At 50.7% G+C, this 16,890-nt stretch carries 8 protein-coding genes; all 8 read right to left on the reverse strand.

Annotation, left to right across the window (positions count from 1 at the left end):
- Positions 1–211: 211 nt before the first annotated feature.
- The 8 genes from SCARR_RS05525 to SCARR_RS05560 all read right to left on the reverse strand — a co-directional run bounded on the left by SCARR_RS05525 (position 212) and on the right by SCARR_RS05560 (position 16,672).
- A complete protein-coding gene (locus SCARR_RS05525; protein ID WP_136060506.1) occupies positions 212–1,834 on the reverse strand; it encodes an alpha-L-fucosidase in 1,623 nt (540 codons plus the stop codon).
- Entirely contained in the window at positions 1,834–4,953 is a 3,120-nt protein-coding gene (locus tag SCARR_RS05530) for a chondroitinase family polysaccharide lyase (RefSeq protein WP_136060507.1), read from the reverse strand. The genes SCARR_RS05525 and SCARR_RS05530 overlap by 1 nt, the downstream gene beginning before the upstream one ends.
- A gap of 222 nt (positions 4,954–5,175) precedes the next feature.
- Entirely contained in the window at positions 5,176–8,292 is a 3,117-nt protein-coding gene (locus SCARR_RS05535) for a chondroitinase family polysaccharide lyase (RefSeq protein ID WP_136060508.1), read from the reverse strand.
- A gap of 194 nt (positions 8,293–8,486) precedes the next feature.
- Positions 8,487–10,499 (reverse strand): DUF2264 domain-containing protein, encoded by a 2,013-nt coding sequence (locus tag SCARR_RS05540; protein WP_136060509.1) that lies wholly within the window; start codon positions 10,497–10,499, stop codon positions 8,487–8,489.
- Between the two features lie 221 nt (positions 10,500–10,720).
- Entirely contained in the window at positions 10,721–12,058 is a 1,338-nt protein-coding gene (locus SCARR_RS05545) for an NPCBM/NEW2 domain-containing protein (RefSeq protein ID WP_342803672.1), read from the reverse strand.
- 330 nt (positions 12,059–12,388) lie between these two features.
- Positions 12,389–13,168: an IS21-like element helper ATPase IstB gene (gene istB / locus SCARR_RS05550; protein ID WP_136060511.1), complete on the reverse strand. Its 780-nt coding sequence runs from the start codon at positions 13,166–13,168 to the stop codon at positions 12,389–12,391.
- Positions 13,165–14,655: an IS21 family transposase gene (gene istA, locus SCARR_RS05555; protein ID WP_136060512.1), complete on the reverse strand. Its 1,491-nt coding sequence runs from the start codon at positions 14,653–14,655 to the stop codon at positions 13,165–13,167. Before istA ends, istB begins: the two co-directional genes overlap by 4 nt.
- Before the next feature lie 130 nt (positions 14,656–14,785).
- Complete coding sequence (locus SCARR_RS05560; RefSeq protein WP_168433025.1) at positions 14,786–16,672, reverse strand: heparinase II/III domain-containing protein; 1,887 nt, start codon at positions 16,670–16,672, stop codon at positions 14,786–14,788.
- Between the last annotated feature and the right edge of the window lie 218 nt (positions 16,673–16,890).

A 16,890-nucleotide genomic window follows, 5' to 3' on the forward strand; every position in this document is an offset into this window, starting at 1 on the left:
TTTCAACCGGCAAGCCTTGCTTGCAATGGAACTCCACTTTCGTCACATAGCGATCTTCTTCAACGACGTCTGTATACGCTTCTCCGGCCTGCCGATGATAGCTACCACTCCACCCATGACCATTTTTGATACCCGTTATAACCTAAGCGCCGATCACCTCTTGTGTTATCGACCGCATACCGAATTTCAATCGTTCTATATTCTGCCGATATTATAACTTTCCCCCACCCCCCTGACCATCAAGTCCATATTTAGACGCTTCCTTATCATGATCATTCGATACCTTTTGTTCTCCTTTTTTGGCTGGCATCAGGGACAAAGGTTTGGTGCAACTAATCTTAAAAACAAATGCATGGTCTGTTTTAGGTTTTTGATTTGGAATTATCGTTAATCCTTCTTTACCGAGAACCCACTTCACATCACCGGAACCAAGAAGCTCAACAGATTCAATGTCCTTTGGACTCCACATTTCCGTAGCTTGTATAATCAACCGATCTTCCGGCCACTTTAGTGCTGTTGCATAAAGAACATGGTCATTTGTCGTAAAGCGCAAATCTCCTTCACCAAATATTTTCCAAGGACGGGTATTGTAAATTGCCTGCCCATTGACGGATAGCCATCGACCAATCTCTTCAAGAATCCGGACCGATTCATCATCAAAAGAACCATCCCCTTTTGCTCCGACATTGAGTAATAAGTTCCCGTTTTTAGAAACAATATCAACCAGTTCATGAATCAATGCCTCCACGGAACGATATTTGGCTTTTGCTGAATAAAACCAAGGCCCGATCGAGCTATCGGTCTGCCACGGTTCCGACAAAAGTTTGTCGGATCTTTTTCGTTCCATATCCAACGTTGCAACCCCATCCCAGTAGTAGCCGTTGTTTCCATTGGGCCACCGATGAAGCCAGTCTTTCACGCACATAACACCTTCATTGATTCCATCGTGGTTACTGGCATTCTGATTATAATAATGCGCGATGACATCCAACCCCGTTTGTCCTTTATCATCTCCGTAGAATGGAATACCTCCATCCACATACAAATGATCAGGCGCATAATTATCAATCAAATCCTTCATACGGTCTGCCCAATGATTCCTCCAGGATTCGGGGGCATTAACTGGATGCCCCATACGGGTGTCGCCATTTGGATCCGGATCAAGATAAAGATCGCGGTAATCCGGATCGTTACCATCGTACGGAACACCTGCATAGGGCCCGGATATGTCCGATTTTTTATTAACTTGAAACCAGCTCCATGTCCGTTCTAAATGGGTTGTTACACCAAAGCGAAGGCCTTCTTTAATTGTTGCCTCGCGAATCTCCCCAACGACATCGGTTTTGGGACCATAATTCATTGAATTCCACTTGGGTTGATGTTTTGAATTCCACATGTCAAAGTTATCATGGTGAGTCGCCATGACGATGATGTACTTCGCACCTGCTTTCTTGAACAGTTTTACCCAAGTATTCGCGTCGAACTGATCCGCATTCCACGCCTTAATGACATCCTTGTAGCCATATTCCGAAGGATGCCCATAGTGTTTAAGATGCTGTTTATAGGAAGTGTTTCCTTCCTCATACATATTTCGTGCATACCATCCGTTTCTTGTGCTTAGTACTGAGCTTTGCGCATTCCAATGGGAATAAATTCCAAATTTTGCATCTCGAAACCATTCCGGACATTGATAATTCTGGAGTGATTCTACATTCGGCAAAAAGACACCATCCTGATTTTCCGCAGTCAGATTGCCCGCTGCCCCTGATTCCGCCATCGTTACAAAAAAACCAGAAACGAACAAAACTACCATAATCTTAAAATACAAATTCATTAGATTTTCTCCTTGCGTTTTAACTCTATTTCAACCGGCAAGCCTTGCTTGCAATGGAACTCCACTTTCGTCACGTAACACTCTTCGTCAACCATATCCGCATACGCTTCTCCAGCCTGCGGATGGAAAATATTGCTCCACCACCGACCGTTGAGGCTCAACGTGACTTTGGTACCGATCACATAGTGCTTGTTGGCCACATACGTATCGTCGCCCTTGCCGATCGATTCTCCCAGATCGGGGTCTACCAGGCTGATTTTTATCCGATCCTCTCCAACTTCCTGAATCATCAGAATGCAAGGCTTGCTGGCTCCATAAAGAGGACCCGCATCCACCTTGTCTGCATTTTCGAATAATACATACGAGGTAGTTCGACTTTCCGCATGCCGTACAACATGTGCATCCTGATCGTTCTGCAACACCTCGTAGGGCGGTCTCACCGAAAAATCCTTCATCTTAGATTCATCGGCATTGATCAGCATTGCATATTCATAGCCGCTCTCTTTGGGGGCCTTGCCATGATCAATAACGCCCCATTCCATGGGGCCACGACCCTCCACAATTGTATTAACCCTTGGCGAAGGATAAAACGGCGATGATTTTTCGCCGCGAGACAGCTGAACCTCATCGTTGTCAGACGGCACGTAATAACCAATTCTCTGACTATCGACAAACCATGCATTCTCCGCCCCCAAGGTTTTATCCAAAGGGAAGGTTTTTGAGGTGTCCGCCAGCACAAAATCATTCACGACGTCGTCGTTCAAATGATTCTGAAACAAGACTGTAACCGTACGATGGTCTTTGTCTTGGTTCTTAATCCCCGATCCCAGCGCCACAATCAGATCGTCAAAAAAGGCATAGGACTTGCGGGCATGATGACTTTCATCAAACATGGCATCCTTGATTCTCTGCTGATAGTCCTTCGGCTCGAACCACCGTTTCGGCGGCGCGACTCTCGTGGGAGGAATCTCATGGAATTTCAGGGCAAAAACCCCATTGGCGCCCAACGAGGTCCCCCCCGCGAAATATTCATCCGCATAATATTCCTCGACCAAGAAATGGGCCGCCAGCGCATCAAACGGCAAATCCCGTACCGTGGTTCCTGGCCAATAGTTCCAGTTCCAGCCCCGATCGAGAATAAACCCACTGTCATCCGGATTGACCGGGTTTCCAGAGGAAATAACATTCAACATGCCGTTAAAGACATTCCGACCCATGCTATTGTTTTGCTGGAAACCATAGATTTCCGTGCCCACATAATACTGGTTGGCCCCTCGCACGACCGCCATCCAATCATCACGACGATGCAGCGCCGCAACCGAATGGTTCAATGTTAAATGGCCGGAAGGAGTCTCGGCGGCGGTGACCCCCATTTCAGTATACTTTTTAACGAACGGCGCGTAGGCCTTTCGCGGTTTATTGCGTTGTGCGTGATAGAGAAAATTCGCGGCCATTTCCCGATCAATGGATTCCCCCGTATAGGGATCTCCCGATTTTGCCATATTAAGAAAAGAAGGAGAAAGATTAGTGCGCTGTCGGGGATGGCGCCCTGCAAACGCACGTGGGCCATGGTTGTTAATGATATAAAAATGAACGACCTCCAGCGCACGTCTAACCTGTTTATGCGTTTCCTCCAAGGCCAGCGAGGTGTTGCTGAATAATTGCACAAGACGCGTGGCGGCCCCCAGAGAAGGAATGCTATAGCCCGAATAGTGTTGCCGATGATGATGCAAGGTCCCGTCCGGCTTGAATTCCGCATGGTGGACAACATGCTCAGCCCACCGCTTAAACTCCAAAAGTTCGATCCATTTTTCCGGCGAATTTTCTTTCAGTAATACAGGATATAACGAAGCCGCAATGGACGCGGTGTACACGCTTCCCTGCGCATAAGGGTAAACATCCAGAAAAGAAACATCGACAGCAACCTTTTGCACACTGGCGACCAATTCTCCGTATCGTCCAGAGGCCTTTAGTTCATCCTGATAGGCCAAGATGGGCCACACAAAATTATCCCGGGCCACTCCCCGATCCTTGAATCCCTTGCTTTGCTGCAGCCACAAATCGACCAACCCATCCAGCATGCCCTTGAGCTCGGCCTTCATGTCCTCATCCGAGGCCGCCTGATAGGCTTCCATGATCGGGGTGACATTCTTCTTCCAGAAAGAGGCGGGATAATACTTTACCGCCAAACCATTTTCAAACTGCGCCATTGCAGCATACACAATATCAAGGCCGTCGATCTGCGTTCCATTCCGGGAAATATTCCAACGAGTATACAAGGCTCGAAGTTCATCCATCTTTTCCGTACTGATCTTACGGGGTTTGATCTTACGGGTATACAATGACTCCAGCCGCCCCGTGATCATTTTCATATCCGCCATCTGGGCATCGGTAATGGACTCCGGCACCGGCAGGGGGTCCCGCTGCGCGCGTCTCGTGATATACTCCGTCGCTACCCAGGGACTATAGTCCGTAGGTCCCACAAAGCGCTCCTCCACTTCCATCCGAGGACAAAAGTCGTCAAAATAGAGCGTGCCCGAATGATTTCCTTCGGGCGAAAAGACCGTCAAGGTATCTGCGGTTTTCTGATTAGGGAACCCGGGGATATCCCGTCCGTACAACGCCTTTAATTCGCGCCATCCTGTAAAATTAAGCAACATGTAGAATCGCGCATCTTCACTCGTTCCATCACCAATGGAAAACCACAGCTTTTCGTCGGACGCCGTTTCGTTGTATACCCAAAGGGAGAAGGTGCTCAGCCAATGTGAAACATCCCATTTCGCAACGTTCCGCTCCTGTTCGCCTTTTAGATTTTTAAACGCCTGATTATTCCGATACTGAAAACTCGCACCGGATTTCGACCAGTCCCACTGCAACGATTTACCCGACGCCCCGTGAAGTACCTTTCCATTACGTGAAAGGACGGAGTCCTCATGGGCGGTAAAGTCCGGCTCTATCGCCTGATCAAATGTATAAGTTTTAAAATTGGGCTGGGGCTGAAGATCAGTCAATACTCCATCAATAGCATGCCCCGTGAACGGCATCGAAAACAACGCCGATATAACAACAACCTTACACCGCACGAATCGTGCGGTTGATCTATTATTTTTATTCATCATTTATTCCTTACATTTACCCTGAATTCGCGAGTTAATTTACTGCAAAGGTCCAGCCTCACTGAATTCACACGGCTAGGATGCGGCAGGCTGATATCCCCGCTTTCACCCTACCCATGATTTCAGCGGTACGGATTCTCGGATCATCCGACAACCCGCCAGCACCAAAGAACACTTAAATGTGATGCGGCTATAAAACCACCATCATCCGAAAAGATACGCTCATCAAAGTTTCGCCCTGCGCTTCAACTCAATTTCAACCGGCAAACCTTGCTTGCAATGGAACTCCACTTTCGTCACGGAACGCTCTTCTTCAACGATATCCGTATACGCTGCACCAGCCTGCGGATGGAAATTATTGCTCCACCACCGACCGTTGAGGCTCAACGTGACTTTGGTTCCGATCACATAGTGCTTGTTGGCCACATACGTATCGTCGCCCTTGCCGATCGATTCTCCTAGATCGGGGTCTACCAGGCTGATTTTTATCCGATCCTCTCCAACTTCCTGAATCATCAGAATGCAGGGTTTGCTGGCTCCATAAAGAGGACCCGCATCCACCTTGTCTGCATTTTCGAACAATACATACGAGGTGGTTCGACTTTCCGCATGCCGTACAACATGTGCATCCTGATCGTTCTGCAATACCTCGTAGGGCGGTTTCGCCGAAAAATCCTTCATCTTCGATTCATCGGCATTGATTAGCATTGCATATTCATAGCCGCTCTCTTTGGGGGCCTTGCCATGATCAATAACTCCCCATTCCATGGGGCCCCGACCCTCCACAATCGTATTCGCATTTTTCGAAGGATAAAACGGCGATGATTTTTCGCCGCGAGACAGCTGAACCTCATCGTTGTCAGACGGCACGTAATAACCAATTCTCTGACTATCGACAAACCATGCATTCTCCGCCCCCAGCGTTTTATCCAAAGGGAAGGTTTTTGAGGTGTCCGCCAGAACAAAATCATTCACGACGTCGTCGTTCAAATGATTCTGAAACAACACGGTAACCGTACGATGGTCTTTGTCTCGGTTCTTAATCCCCGATCCCAGCGCCACAATCAGATCGTCGAAAAAGGCATAGGACTTGCGGGCATGATGACTTTCATCAAACATGGCATCCTTGATTCTCTTCTGATAGTCCTTCGGCTCGAACCAGCGTTTCGGAGGCGCGGCTCTCGTGGGAGGAATCTCATGGAATTTCAGGGCAAAAACCCCGTTTGCGCCCAACGAGGTCCCCCCCGCGAAATATTCATCCGCATAATATTCCTCGACCAAGAAATGGGCCGTCAGCGCATCAAATGGCAAATCCCGCACCGTGGTTCCTGGCCAATAGTTCCAGTTCCAGCCCTGATCGAGAATAAACCCACTGTCATCCGGATTGACCGGGTTTCCAGAGGAAATAATATTCAACATGCCGTTAAAGACATTACGACCCATGCTATTATTTTGCCCGTAACCGTAGATTTCCGTACCCACATAATACTGGTTGGCCCCTCGCACGACCGCCATCCAATCATCACGACGATGCAACGCCGCAACTGAATGGTTCAATGTTAAATGGCCGGAAGGAGTCGCGGCGGCGGTGATCCCCATTTCAGTATACTTTTTAATGAACGGCGCGTAGGCCGTTCGCGGTTTATTGCGTTGTGCGTGATAGAGAAAATTCGCGGCCATTTCTCGATCAATGGATTCCCCCGTAAAGGGATTTTTCAATTCCGCCAAATTAAGAAAAGAAGGAGAAAGATTAGCACCCTGTCGGGGATGGCGCCCTGCAAACGCACGTGGGCCATGGTTGTTAATGACATAAAAATGAACGACCTCCAGCGCACGTCTAACCTGTTTATGCGTTTCATCCAAGGCCAGCGAGGTGTTGCTGAATAATTGCACAAGACGCGTGGCGGCCCCAAGAGAAGGAATGCTATAGCCCGAATAGTGTTGCCGATGATGATGCAAGGTCCCGTCCGGCTTGAATTCCGCATGGTGGACAACATGCTCAGCCCACCGCTTAAACTCCAAAAGTTCGACCCATTTTTCCGGCGAATTTTCTTTCAGCAATACAGGATATAACGAAGCGGCGATGGACGCGGTGTACACGCTTCCCTGGGCATAAGGGTAAACATCCAGAAAAGAAACATCGACAGCAACCTTTTGCACACTGGCGACCAATTCTCCGTATCGTCCAGAGGCCTTCAGTTCATCCTGATAGGCCAAGATGGGCCACACAAAATTATCCTTAGCCACCCCCCGATCCTTGAATGCCTGGCTTTGCTGAAGCCACAAATCGACCAACCCATCCAGCATGCCCTTGAGCTCGGCCTTCATGTCCTCATCCGAAACCGCCTGATAGGCTTCCATGATCGGGGTGACATTCTTCTTCCAAAAAGCTACAGGATAATACTTTACCGGCAAGGTTTCAAACTGCGCCATTGCGGCATACACAATATCAAGTCCGTCGATCTGCGTTCCATTCCGGGAAATATTCCAACGAGTATATAAGGCTCGAAGTTCATCCATCTTTTCCGTACTAATCTTACGGGGTTTGATCTTACGGGTATACAATGACTCCAGCCGCCCCGTGATCATTTTCATATCCGCCATCTGGGCGTCGGTAATGGACTCCGGCACCGGCAGAGGGTCCCGCTGTGCGCGTCTCGTGATGTACTCCGTGGCTACCCAGGGAACATAGTCAGCAGGTCCCACAAAGCGCTCCTCCACTTCCATCCGAGGACAAAAGTCGTCAAAATAGAGCGTGCCCGAATGATTTCCTTCGGGCGAAAAGACCGTCAAGGTATCTGCGGTTTCCTGATTAGGGAACCCAGGTATATCCCGTCCGTACAACGCCTTTAATTCGCGCCATCCTGTAAAATTAAGCAACATGTAGAATCGCGCATCTTCACTCGTTCCATCACCAATGGAAAACCACAGCTTTTCGTCGGACACCGTTTCGTTGTATACCCAAAGGGAGAAGGTGCTCAGCCAATGAGAAACATCCCATTTCGTAATGTTCCGCTCATGTTCGCCTTTTAGATTTTTAAACGCCTGATTATTCCGATACTGAAAACTCGCACCGGATTTCGACCAGTCCCACTGCAACGATTTACCCGACGCCCCGTGAAGTACCTTTCCATTACGTGAAAGGACGGAGTCCTCATGGGCGGTAAAATCCTGCTCTATCGCCTGATCAAATGTATAAGTTTTAAAATTGGGCTGGGGCTGAAGATCCGCCAACAAACCACCAGCGGCATGCCCCGTGAATGGCATCGAAAACAACGCCGCTATAACAACAACCTTACACCGCACGAATCGAGCGGTTGATCTATTATTTTTATTCATCATTCATTCCTTAAGTTCACCTATATAGACACTTTAAAAACCAGGGCCGATTGCCCCTCAACGGCAGGCGCGGTAATCGTTAGTCCTTTGGTTTTCATTCTTGACTCCACATCATCTCCATTCAAAATGGGTCAAGTTTTTTAAATATATTTGCTAATCAATAAAGGCTTTAGGCACAGACCGATCCTCGCTCTGCTTTATGTTAGATTGCCTTCGACGTTTCCAAAATCGACTGTAATGGTACGTCCATCCTTAAGCTCCAACTTCACGCCGCATGGTTGACCGGAAGGTGCCCAGGGAAGCAACTCATAGGAACGGATCGGCATCAATTCATCGTTCGACCAATTTCCGTTGTCCTGGCGATGCAGCATCACGGTGATCAACAGTTCCATCCCGGAGTAGTCGGTCTCGACGGTGCGATTTGCGTAGATCACCGTACTTTCTTCCGCTTCCGAATTCTTGCCTTGGTGCTTGGCGGCCTGAAGGTTTTCCCATCCGTGGACGGAGGTCATCGCTAGCTTGCGCCCCTTGATCGATCCCGTAAGCGTTTTGCACCCATCCGCAGTTCCCGGCTCAACGTTGGCGGATTTCCCATCGAAATGCGGCAAAGCATAATGGCCGAGGTGGAGCTGGTTGCTGTAGGGCAACCGAATGCGATCCACCCGAATGACACCTCCCGGAATAATGAGATCGGCGAGATCAATTCGCTCCATGCCCTTATTCACCACATATGTCAGAAGAGAATTGGCTCCCATGCCCGCCTTCATGTTCAGCGTACGATACATGACGCCATCCTCAAAGCGGTTGAAACCAATCGTCAGCGGAATGCGGAATCCACCGCCACCGAGGTCACGCACCGAATAATTGATCGGATTACTGCCTCGTTCGGACTCATCCTCGTAGCAATAATCTGCGTTAAAAGATAACTGATTATAATAAGGCGAATGCTGAGGCACCTTACCGGTCAAGATCTCACTAGCTCCGGTATCCCCGCGGTTGATCACCTGAATACCGGGACCTTCCAGCTCGACCGTTTCCGTACGATCCCCCAGCTCTGGCCAGAACCCTTCGTTTTCTTCAGCCGTCCAGAACGGGGAGTCCTTCGGCAACGATAACGCCACAAAAATTTTGGCCACCCAGAACGGACTGGCGGCACAACTGTAAAATTGAATCAACGGTTCAAATGGGCCGTAATACCCCAGACACGGCACGCCGTTTACATACAGATCGTCTCGAGTAACAAACTGCAGCATATTCGCCGAAGCAATACGCCGGGCAAATCCAGGATTCAAGACCGGATCATTCATCAAAAAGTGCCCCCCCAGTGCCGCCGAATTTCCGAACCGATAATTGAGGCTGCGTCCCCACATCAACTGGTGTCCTTCCCTTGAATAAAAACGGGGCCAGTTTTCGATGAATTCCCGATTACGTTTTTCGATAACCGCGGCGATTTCCGGCTCATGTTCATAGCCATACCAGCGACACCAAAGCGGCCCATAAAAATGGTAGCCCCATGGGTTATACAAATCATAGCACGGATCATCATTGTACCAACCATCACCGGAATACTGTGCCATCAGATGTTGCAGGTGATCCTTCAAGATCACTTCATCAATCTCAAAGCCCGTGACCTTCAGGAAGGTGAGCATTAACACATTGAAAAAGCGCCAATTGTGCCCAATGGTCTGGCTATGCGCATAATCAGAAAGCAGTGTTGCCACCTGTTGCTTTTCTTCAGTTGAATAGCGCTCCCAGATCTGCTCGCGACATTGCATCAATCCGACCACCAGCGCTCCGCCCTCCACGGTCTGCTGATACTGCATTTTGCCATATTCTTCGTTGAACTGGACAATGGAACCCGCATAACGGGGCGACTCCGGATCCGTGGCCTGCAGGATCTGGTGCGCATAATAATCGCGGAGGTTCAGCCCGTTGCTCACGGCATCCGGCAGATCGGAAATCACGGGAGCGGCGGCCATGAAGGTACGCGCCAACCCTTCTAATTCCGCCGCCTGGAAACGGTGCTTCGGATCATCCGCCTGCGGATAGGAAACTTTACTTTGCTTGGGAATAACAATCGGATCGTCCATTCCCTTGATGTGCTGAAAGACCCCATCCACCAGAAACTTCGCACATTCCACCCAATGATCCCGTGTCATACCCGTGAACGGACTTTTCTCAAAATCTGGATTCTTTAATTCATAAGCCACAATTCAATCTCCATTAAGTAAACATCACTCTATTTTCTAAAAAAGCAGAAGAGCCTTGCCAATCCTACCTGACCGACAAGCCACCTTCTTAATAGTGTGATATTCATTTATAGACATGAACGAGGCAACAGACATAATGCGGTATTAAAACGTCCGATTTGCGACTATTCTCCAATTTTCCGAGGCAAGGGCGGTCCGTAATTCGTTGAATGAAACCAGGTCTACTGAATAATAAAACCGGCATTCACCCAATCCCCGTATTCCAACGGATACGGCGTGCCGGTGCTGATAACCGACAGGGTAATTTGTCTGCTACCGAGAGGGATCTCAACATCAAATCCCCATGGAGCGCTCCCCACTCTCATTATCGGGCTACTTGCATGCTCAACTCCGTCGATTAGTACCAAAAAGCGCAAACTCGGGTACATCGCCACGCGACGCCCCCTTTCGCTCGGGCTAATTTCTGTTTCTTCAAATAAGAATCTGTCATCTATACCAACCGACGCAACAAACCGTTTATATTCAGGTTTTAATGGATAATAGGCACTGGTCGGAGAACGCATTCCAATTCCTCGTTCGTAGACGTCCGACCGCAGGGTTAAAGGCGTACCACTGAACGATAAATCATTGATCACCTCATAGTTAAAGACGGCCCTTCCTTTAATCTCCCGCTCTACCTCGGAAAGATGGATATCCGGCACCGACGGAGTTTCTGAAAGGGATACATAATACCCCTCGCTGATGAGGGAAACTGGTTTCCCGTTCCGGTAGGCGACCGCCTTTAACTCGACAGTATCGGAAAGCACAATCGGTTGGTCATACCGCATTGAGTGCGGCGAGGGCTCGCTTCCATCCAACGTGTAGAAAAACTCAGCGTTCTTCAACCAAGGGGATGACAAAACAACCGCCGATTCGCCCCGAAAAGAATAGGGCCGTTCCTTAACGCCCCAAGGCGCCATGCGAACAAATTCTGTCAGCGATTTAGCTTCTGCCGAATTCTGATTCTGCATCAATTCTCCCATGTTGATGGAAGGAACATTCAACCGCTCGATATCAGCTACAATATTTGCCGTACCCGCTTCATGTAATATATTTTCAACTGAATTGGGATCGGTAAATGCATCAACCAAATCACGGGCAACGAGACAATCAATACCGAGTTCATACAGGCTACGTATGGCCGCAGGCTTCCCTAAAACACAAGCGTTTGCATGCACCCCGGCATAAATTAATGTCGTAACGTTGTTTTCCTTGCATAGAGAAAATAGCTCCTCGGCACCGCACACCACATAATCATCCTCTCTCACAATTAAATCTGGATGCATGCTATCCCATCCATAATTCCTTTTACATTGGATGCCAGAACCGCACATACAATGCACCGGAAGTCCCCCAGAGGATTTCGCCAAATGGAACTCCCTGAGCTTGATGGCATCGTGACGCTTTACCGCCGCCGCCTTTTCTCTAGGTATGGTTCCCGAATAGCCGCCCACCGCACCGGTCGGTGCCCAAAATATTTTTAGACCGAGTGCTCGGGCGGTTTCAAAGGTATCGTTCATCCTCGGCACCATGGCACCCACCCGGTTGCAGGCGGTATTGCACCAATGATGGTTCCACATATCGATTACGACGACGCCGATCTCATCGGCCGCAACCGACCGCACCTTTTGAATAGGCTGCCCCCCCTCTCGGGTTCGCAGTTCCAACTCGATTAGCTTAGAAGATTCATTTCCGTGCACACTCCCTGAAATGAAGATCAGGGCAAACAATACAGCAAAAACTGGCGTCGTAATCCTGTAAACGCCGGTTGAAAAGTGCGGCGGGCGACGGCCCAAAAGTGCAACACTTTCCCGTTAATTACCCCGCATCCTTGCGAGTGTCAATTTCTCCTACGATTTCTTCTTGGATTGCCGCTGTTTTCGGCGGCGTATTGAATCCTGCAGCCTGAAGCTTTCGCCGTTGGCTTCGAGGATATGAACCCGGTGGGTCAGACGATCCAACAGCGCCCCTGTCAGGCGCTGGGAGCCGAGCACCTCTGTCCATGACTCAAAGGGCAGATTGGTTGTCACAATCAAACTGGTGCGCTCGTAGGCCCGGCTGACGACCTCGAAGAGCAGTTCAGACCCCATTTTGGAGAACGGCACATATCCGAGTTCATCAAGAACAAGCAGGTCGAGTCGGTCGAGCTGTTTGAAGAACCGTTCAAGCTGCCGCTCCTCCCGCCGTTCGAGCAACTGGGTAACCAGGCCGGTCACGCCGAAGAACCGAATCCTGAAGCCCATCTGACAGGCGGCAAAGGACAGGGCCGTTGCCAGGTGGGTCTTGCCCGTTCCGCTGTTGCCGATGAGCAGCACGTTCTCCCGCTCCTTAATAAACTCACCGTGGGCGAGTTCCCGCACGAGCGGCTGGTTGATCGAGGGCTGATCCTCGAAGCGGAAGCTGTCGAGCGTCTTAACCACAGGGAACCGGGCGGACTTGAGCCGACGTTCGGCCGCCCGTTGTTCCCGGTCGTGGATCTCCTGCTCGATCAGGCGAAGCAGATAGGTTGAATAGTCCGCTCCTTCCGCCTGGCAGACCGCCGCCATCTTACGATGCTCCCGCAGGATGCTCGGCAGCTTGAGGGTTTTGAGATAATGCTCCAAAAGCACCTTGGAGGATGCCCCGCTCATGCGCCCACCTCCTGCCCGAGCAGTCGGTTGTACTCGGCCACGTCTACACAAGCCACCTGCACGTGGCGTAGATGCTCGTGCCCATCGAGGCTGAACCGTGTGTAGCGCCATTCCATGCGAGGCACGAGGAACTGGGCGATGGCGTCCCGGGACGAGGCTCCGCAGCGCAATGCATGTTCGACTGCCCGGGCGAGCTCTTTGGGCGAATGCTTTTCGAGCAGGCGCAGCACCTTGATGTACTCCCGGGTTCCTTCGCCGGCAAGCTCGGCTTCGAGCCTGCGCCGCAGATCCCGGAAACAGGAAGGAAGCTTCCAGTCCTCCAGCGGACGGGCATGATCGAATCCGCCGGGCTTTCGTTCGAGCAGGGCGAGATAATGCACGGGATCGAAGTGAACGCCTTCCTGGCTCCAGAGCCGGGGATGGGAGGCGATGCACTCATCCCCCCGGCAGACCTCCACCCGATTGATGTAGCCCTTGATCACCATCTGGTAGTGGGCGAAACGCACGGGCACCGAATAGTCGTTGCGATCAAAGCGCACCAGCGATAGGGAGCTGGCGGTGGTGGATCTTATCCGGCAGGCATCGAACGGGGCATCCGGCAGGTCGATGAAGCAGCTGCGCTCCTCTTCAAGCAACTGGCCCTTCGTCCGGCCCTTGCCCCGGAGTGTGCGGCTCAGTTCATCCCTGCACCGCTCCTCAAGCTCTCGGTTTAGCTCTTCAAGGCTGCGCACCTCGGGCACCGGAACCATAAAGTTGGATCGGGTGTAGCGCACCATCGATTCAACTACGCCCTTTTCGTTGCCCCGGGCCACGTTGCAGAAATGCTCCTTGAACAGATAGTGGCTTTGGAGCTGTAAAAACCCGTTGGTCAGCTTGCGCTCGTGGTTCTGGAGCACTTGGGCCACCATCACCTTTTCGTTGTCGTAGCTGATCCTGCACGGAACACCGCCAAAGAAGCGGAAGGCCCTTACATGCCCGTCCCAGAAAACCTCCGTACAGATCTTTTCGTAAACCTGTACATAGACCGCATCCGAATACGGCAGGCTCATAACGAAGAAGGCCACCTTCCGCAGTACGCCGTTCTCCTTGACCAGTGCGTAGCCAAAGTCCATCTGGGCTTCCCCGGGGCGGTGGGATAGCGGGATATAAACCTCCTTAAGTCGGCCCTTCAGCTCCCGCACCGCCTCCTTGATCTGGGTATAGCCGCCGGAATATCCCTCCTCCTTAAGCCGGTCGAAGATCCGCTTGGCCGTATGCCGCTGCTTCCTCGGCAGTTCCCGGTCCTGCTTGAGGATCTCCTCAATCCGTCCAAGGAAGGGCCCGACCACCGGCTTGGGCCGAGGCCTGCTCATCCGGTATCCCGGCGGTTCGGGATTAGACAGGATCTTCTCCAGCGTCTTGGCGTGAATCGAGTACTCCGCCATGACCTTGCGCTTGCTTACCTGCTCAACGAGCACCTTCCGTCTGATATCGGTCCACCACTTCATGTCTGTGTACACTCCTTTACCTCCCGGTTCCGAATCACATAGGCAAACACGTTGCCCGATCCGACTCGGAATCCGGAAGTTTTAGTTGGAGTGCTGCACTTTTAGACCGCCCCGCCGCCCGCCGCACTTTTCAACCGGCGTTTACAAGGGTCTTGCCATACAAGCGACCTCCACCATTCCATCCGGAAAAACTATTATCATCGGCCGATACGGTAGGCGGGTGACCGAAATGGAGCAACCAATCCTTGCGGAAGCCGGCATCACCCGCTTCAACCCGGTCGAATACCAAGAACAGGCTGGGATAAATATGCAAGAACTGCCGACTGACCTCTTCCACGCTATTACTCACGTAGCAATCCGTCGCATCGCCCGCCATGTAGCTGAAATGATCGTTCCACACAAATGATTTGAGCGTGGCAGCCAGCCGCTTGTCCGCCAGTTGCCCTCCATATTCACCCGGATTCAGGGGGTCGTGCACCAGGACAACGTTGTGCGCCACGCTTTTCCGAGTATGACCGAACCAATGGGCCGTGTTGGAAAACTTCGTCCGATTCCCGGAATCAAGGGCCTGGAATCCTTCCTTGTACAAGGTGAAGTGCAGGTTATCCATATGCCGGTGGGCAAACATCTCCCCGCCGCACTGGAACAGGGCATACGTGCCGTGGGCATCATAAGCGCTCCTGGAAAAAAGCTGCCCCATGGTTTTAAAATAAAAGGCTTTTGGAAGGGCCTGGATATCCCAAGTCGAATCAAAAATATCGTTCGCATTACCAAACAGCGAATAGTAGGGATGGACTCTATCCTTCTCGAAGGTTCCCCGAACAAAGTTCATGGCATCCTTTTGCTCCGGACTGGCCACCTCGCTGAAGAGCGCGAGATAGTTTTTCATATGCAAGGCCAGCTCGCTGCCGGGAAACTGGTTTTCGCGCCGCTGGGAGTCACCGGATCCATATTGGTAGAGCTCTTCATCGACCCCCAAAATCATGTTCCATAACGCATAGTATGGAAGCCCCATAAGTTCGGGGGCGATCGATGCAAAGTCCTGACCCCAGGCCGATTTGGAGGCATACATAAAATTGATCAAGCTATAGGGATAGGCGAGAAATGAATACTTTAGCGTGACCGAACTCGCCCCGCCGAATTCTCCGCTGTTTCGCGCCCGGTAGTGGATTAATTTCAGATGAATTTCATAGGCTTCGTCCAGCCAGGGCCGGAGTGTGCCGCTTTTTAGCTCCTCGTCGACAAACGATTTGTCGAGAGCCATAAGCGGAATGAAATACCGTAAAAACCGGGCGCCATAGTTTCCCGCGAGAACATTGTAGCTTGCCTCACGACCGCCTCCCTTGAAATTTCTTTTCATGAAAAAGTCCATGGCAGCGATATAGCGATTGAGCAGGTCGTCCTGTGCCCCGGAAGAGAGCCCGTTATAGACCCAGTCGTAGGCCAGTAACCAATCCAACCGGGCAAAACCGGTCCAGGCAAAGTCATAGCCCATCCCGGCCCGTTTTTCATAACTCAGCAACGCTACGTTCAGGAGCCATTCCGCATAGTCGGCAAATTGCTGATCGCCGGTCGCCATGTAGACCAGGGCCGATTTAATCGCATAATGGTTGGGCTCATAAGAGTTATTTCCGCTTCCCAGCCGAACATCCTGATCCAGAGTGGCCTCATACTGTTTCCAGTACTTCGCCGCCGATAGATTGATCCAGTCATCGGCCAGCATGCGGGCCTCGATTTCAGCTCTAAAATCATTGGTGATCATGCCCGCCTTGGTGGCGTCCAGCATGATCTCGTCAAACAGGTCCGGCGTGAGAAAAAGACGGGGATGTCCCGCAGTCAAGGATCCTTCGATATCCAGAGGCAAATACGCATCCAAGAACTCTTGCTCGGTGTAGTCCAGAATGGTTTTCACCGGCACATCAGGACTCCCCGGCCGCTTGTCGCTCATAGCATGCGAGTTTACAATCAATCCCATCAGGCACGCCCCAACAAGTAATCTCATTCCTTTTATATTCATTCGTTTCATGCTCCTTTTAACTTATTCATCATCACTCTACTTTAAAATCACATCGAACCCAGGTGCCCACAGGTGACCTGCCTAATTGAATAGTTAATTCAACTACACACAGAGACACAACTGCCTAAATCCGTCTAACCAAGGATCATAATTTCTGTGCGCAGACGGCATTTTGATGTACCCAAACCCTTAAATTTAGACCTTACCCGGCGCAAACC

The sequence above is a fragment of the Pontiella sulfatireligans genome, assembly GCF_900890705.1.
Taxonomy (GTDB): Bacteria; Verrucomicrobiota; Kiritimatiellia; order Kiritimatiellales; family Pontiellaceae; genus Pontiella; species Pontiella sulfatireligans.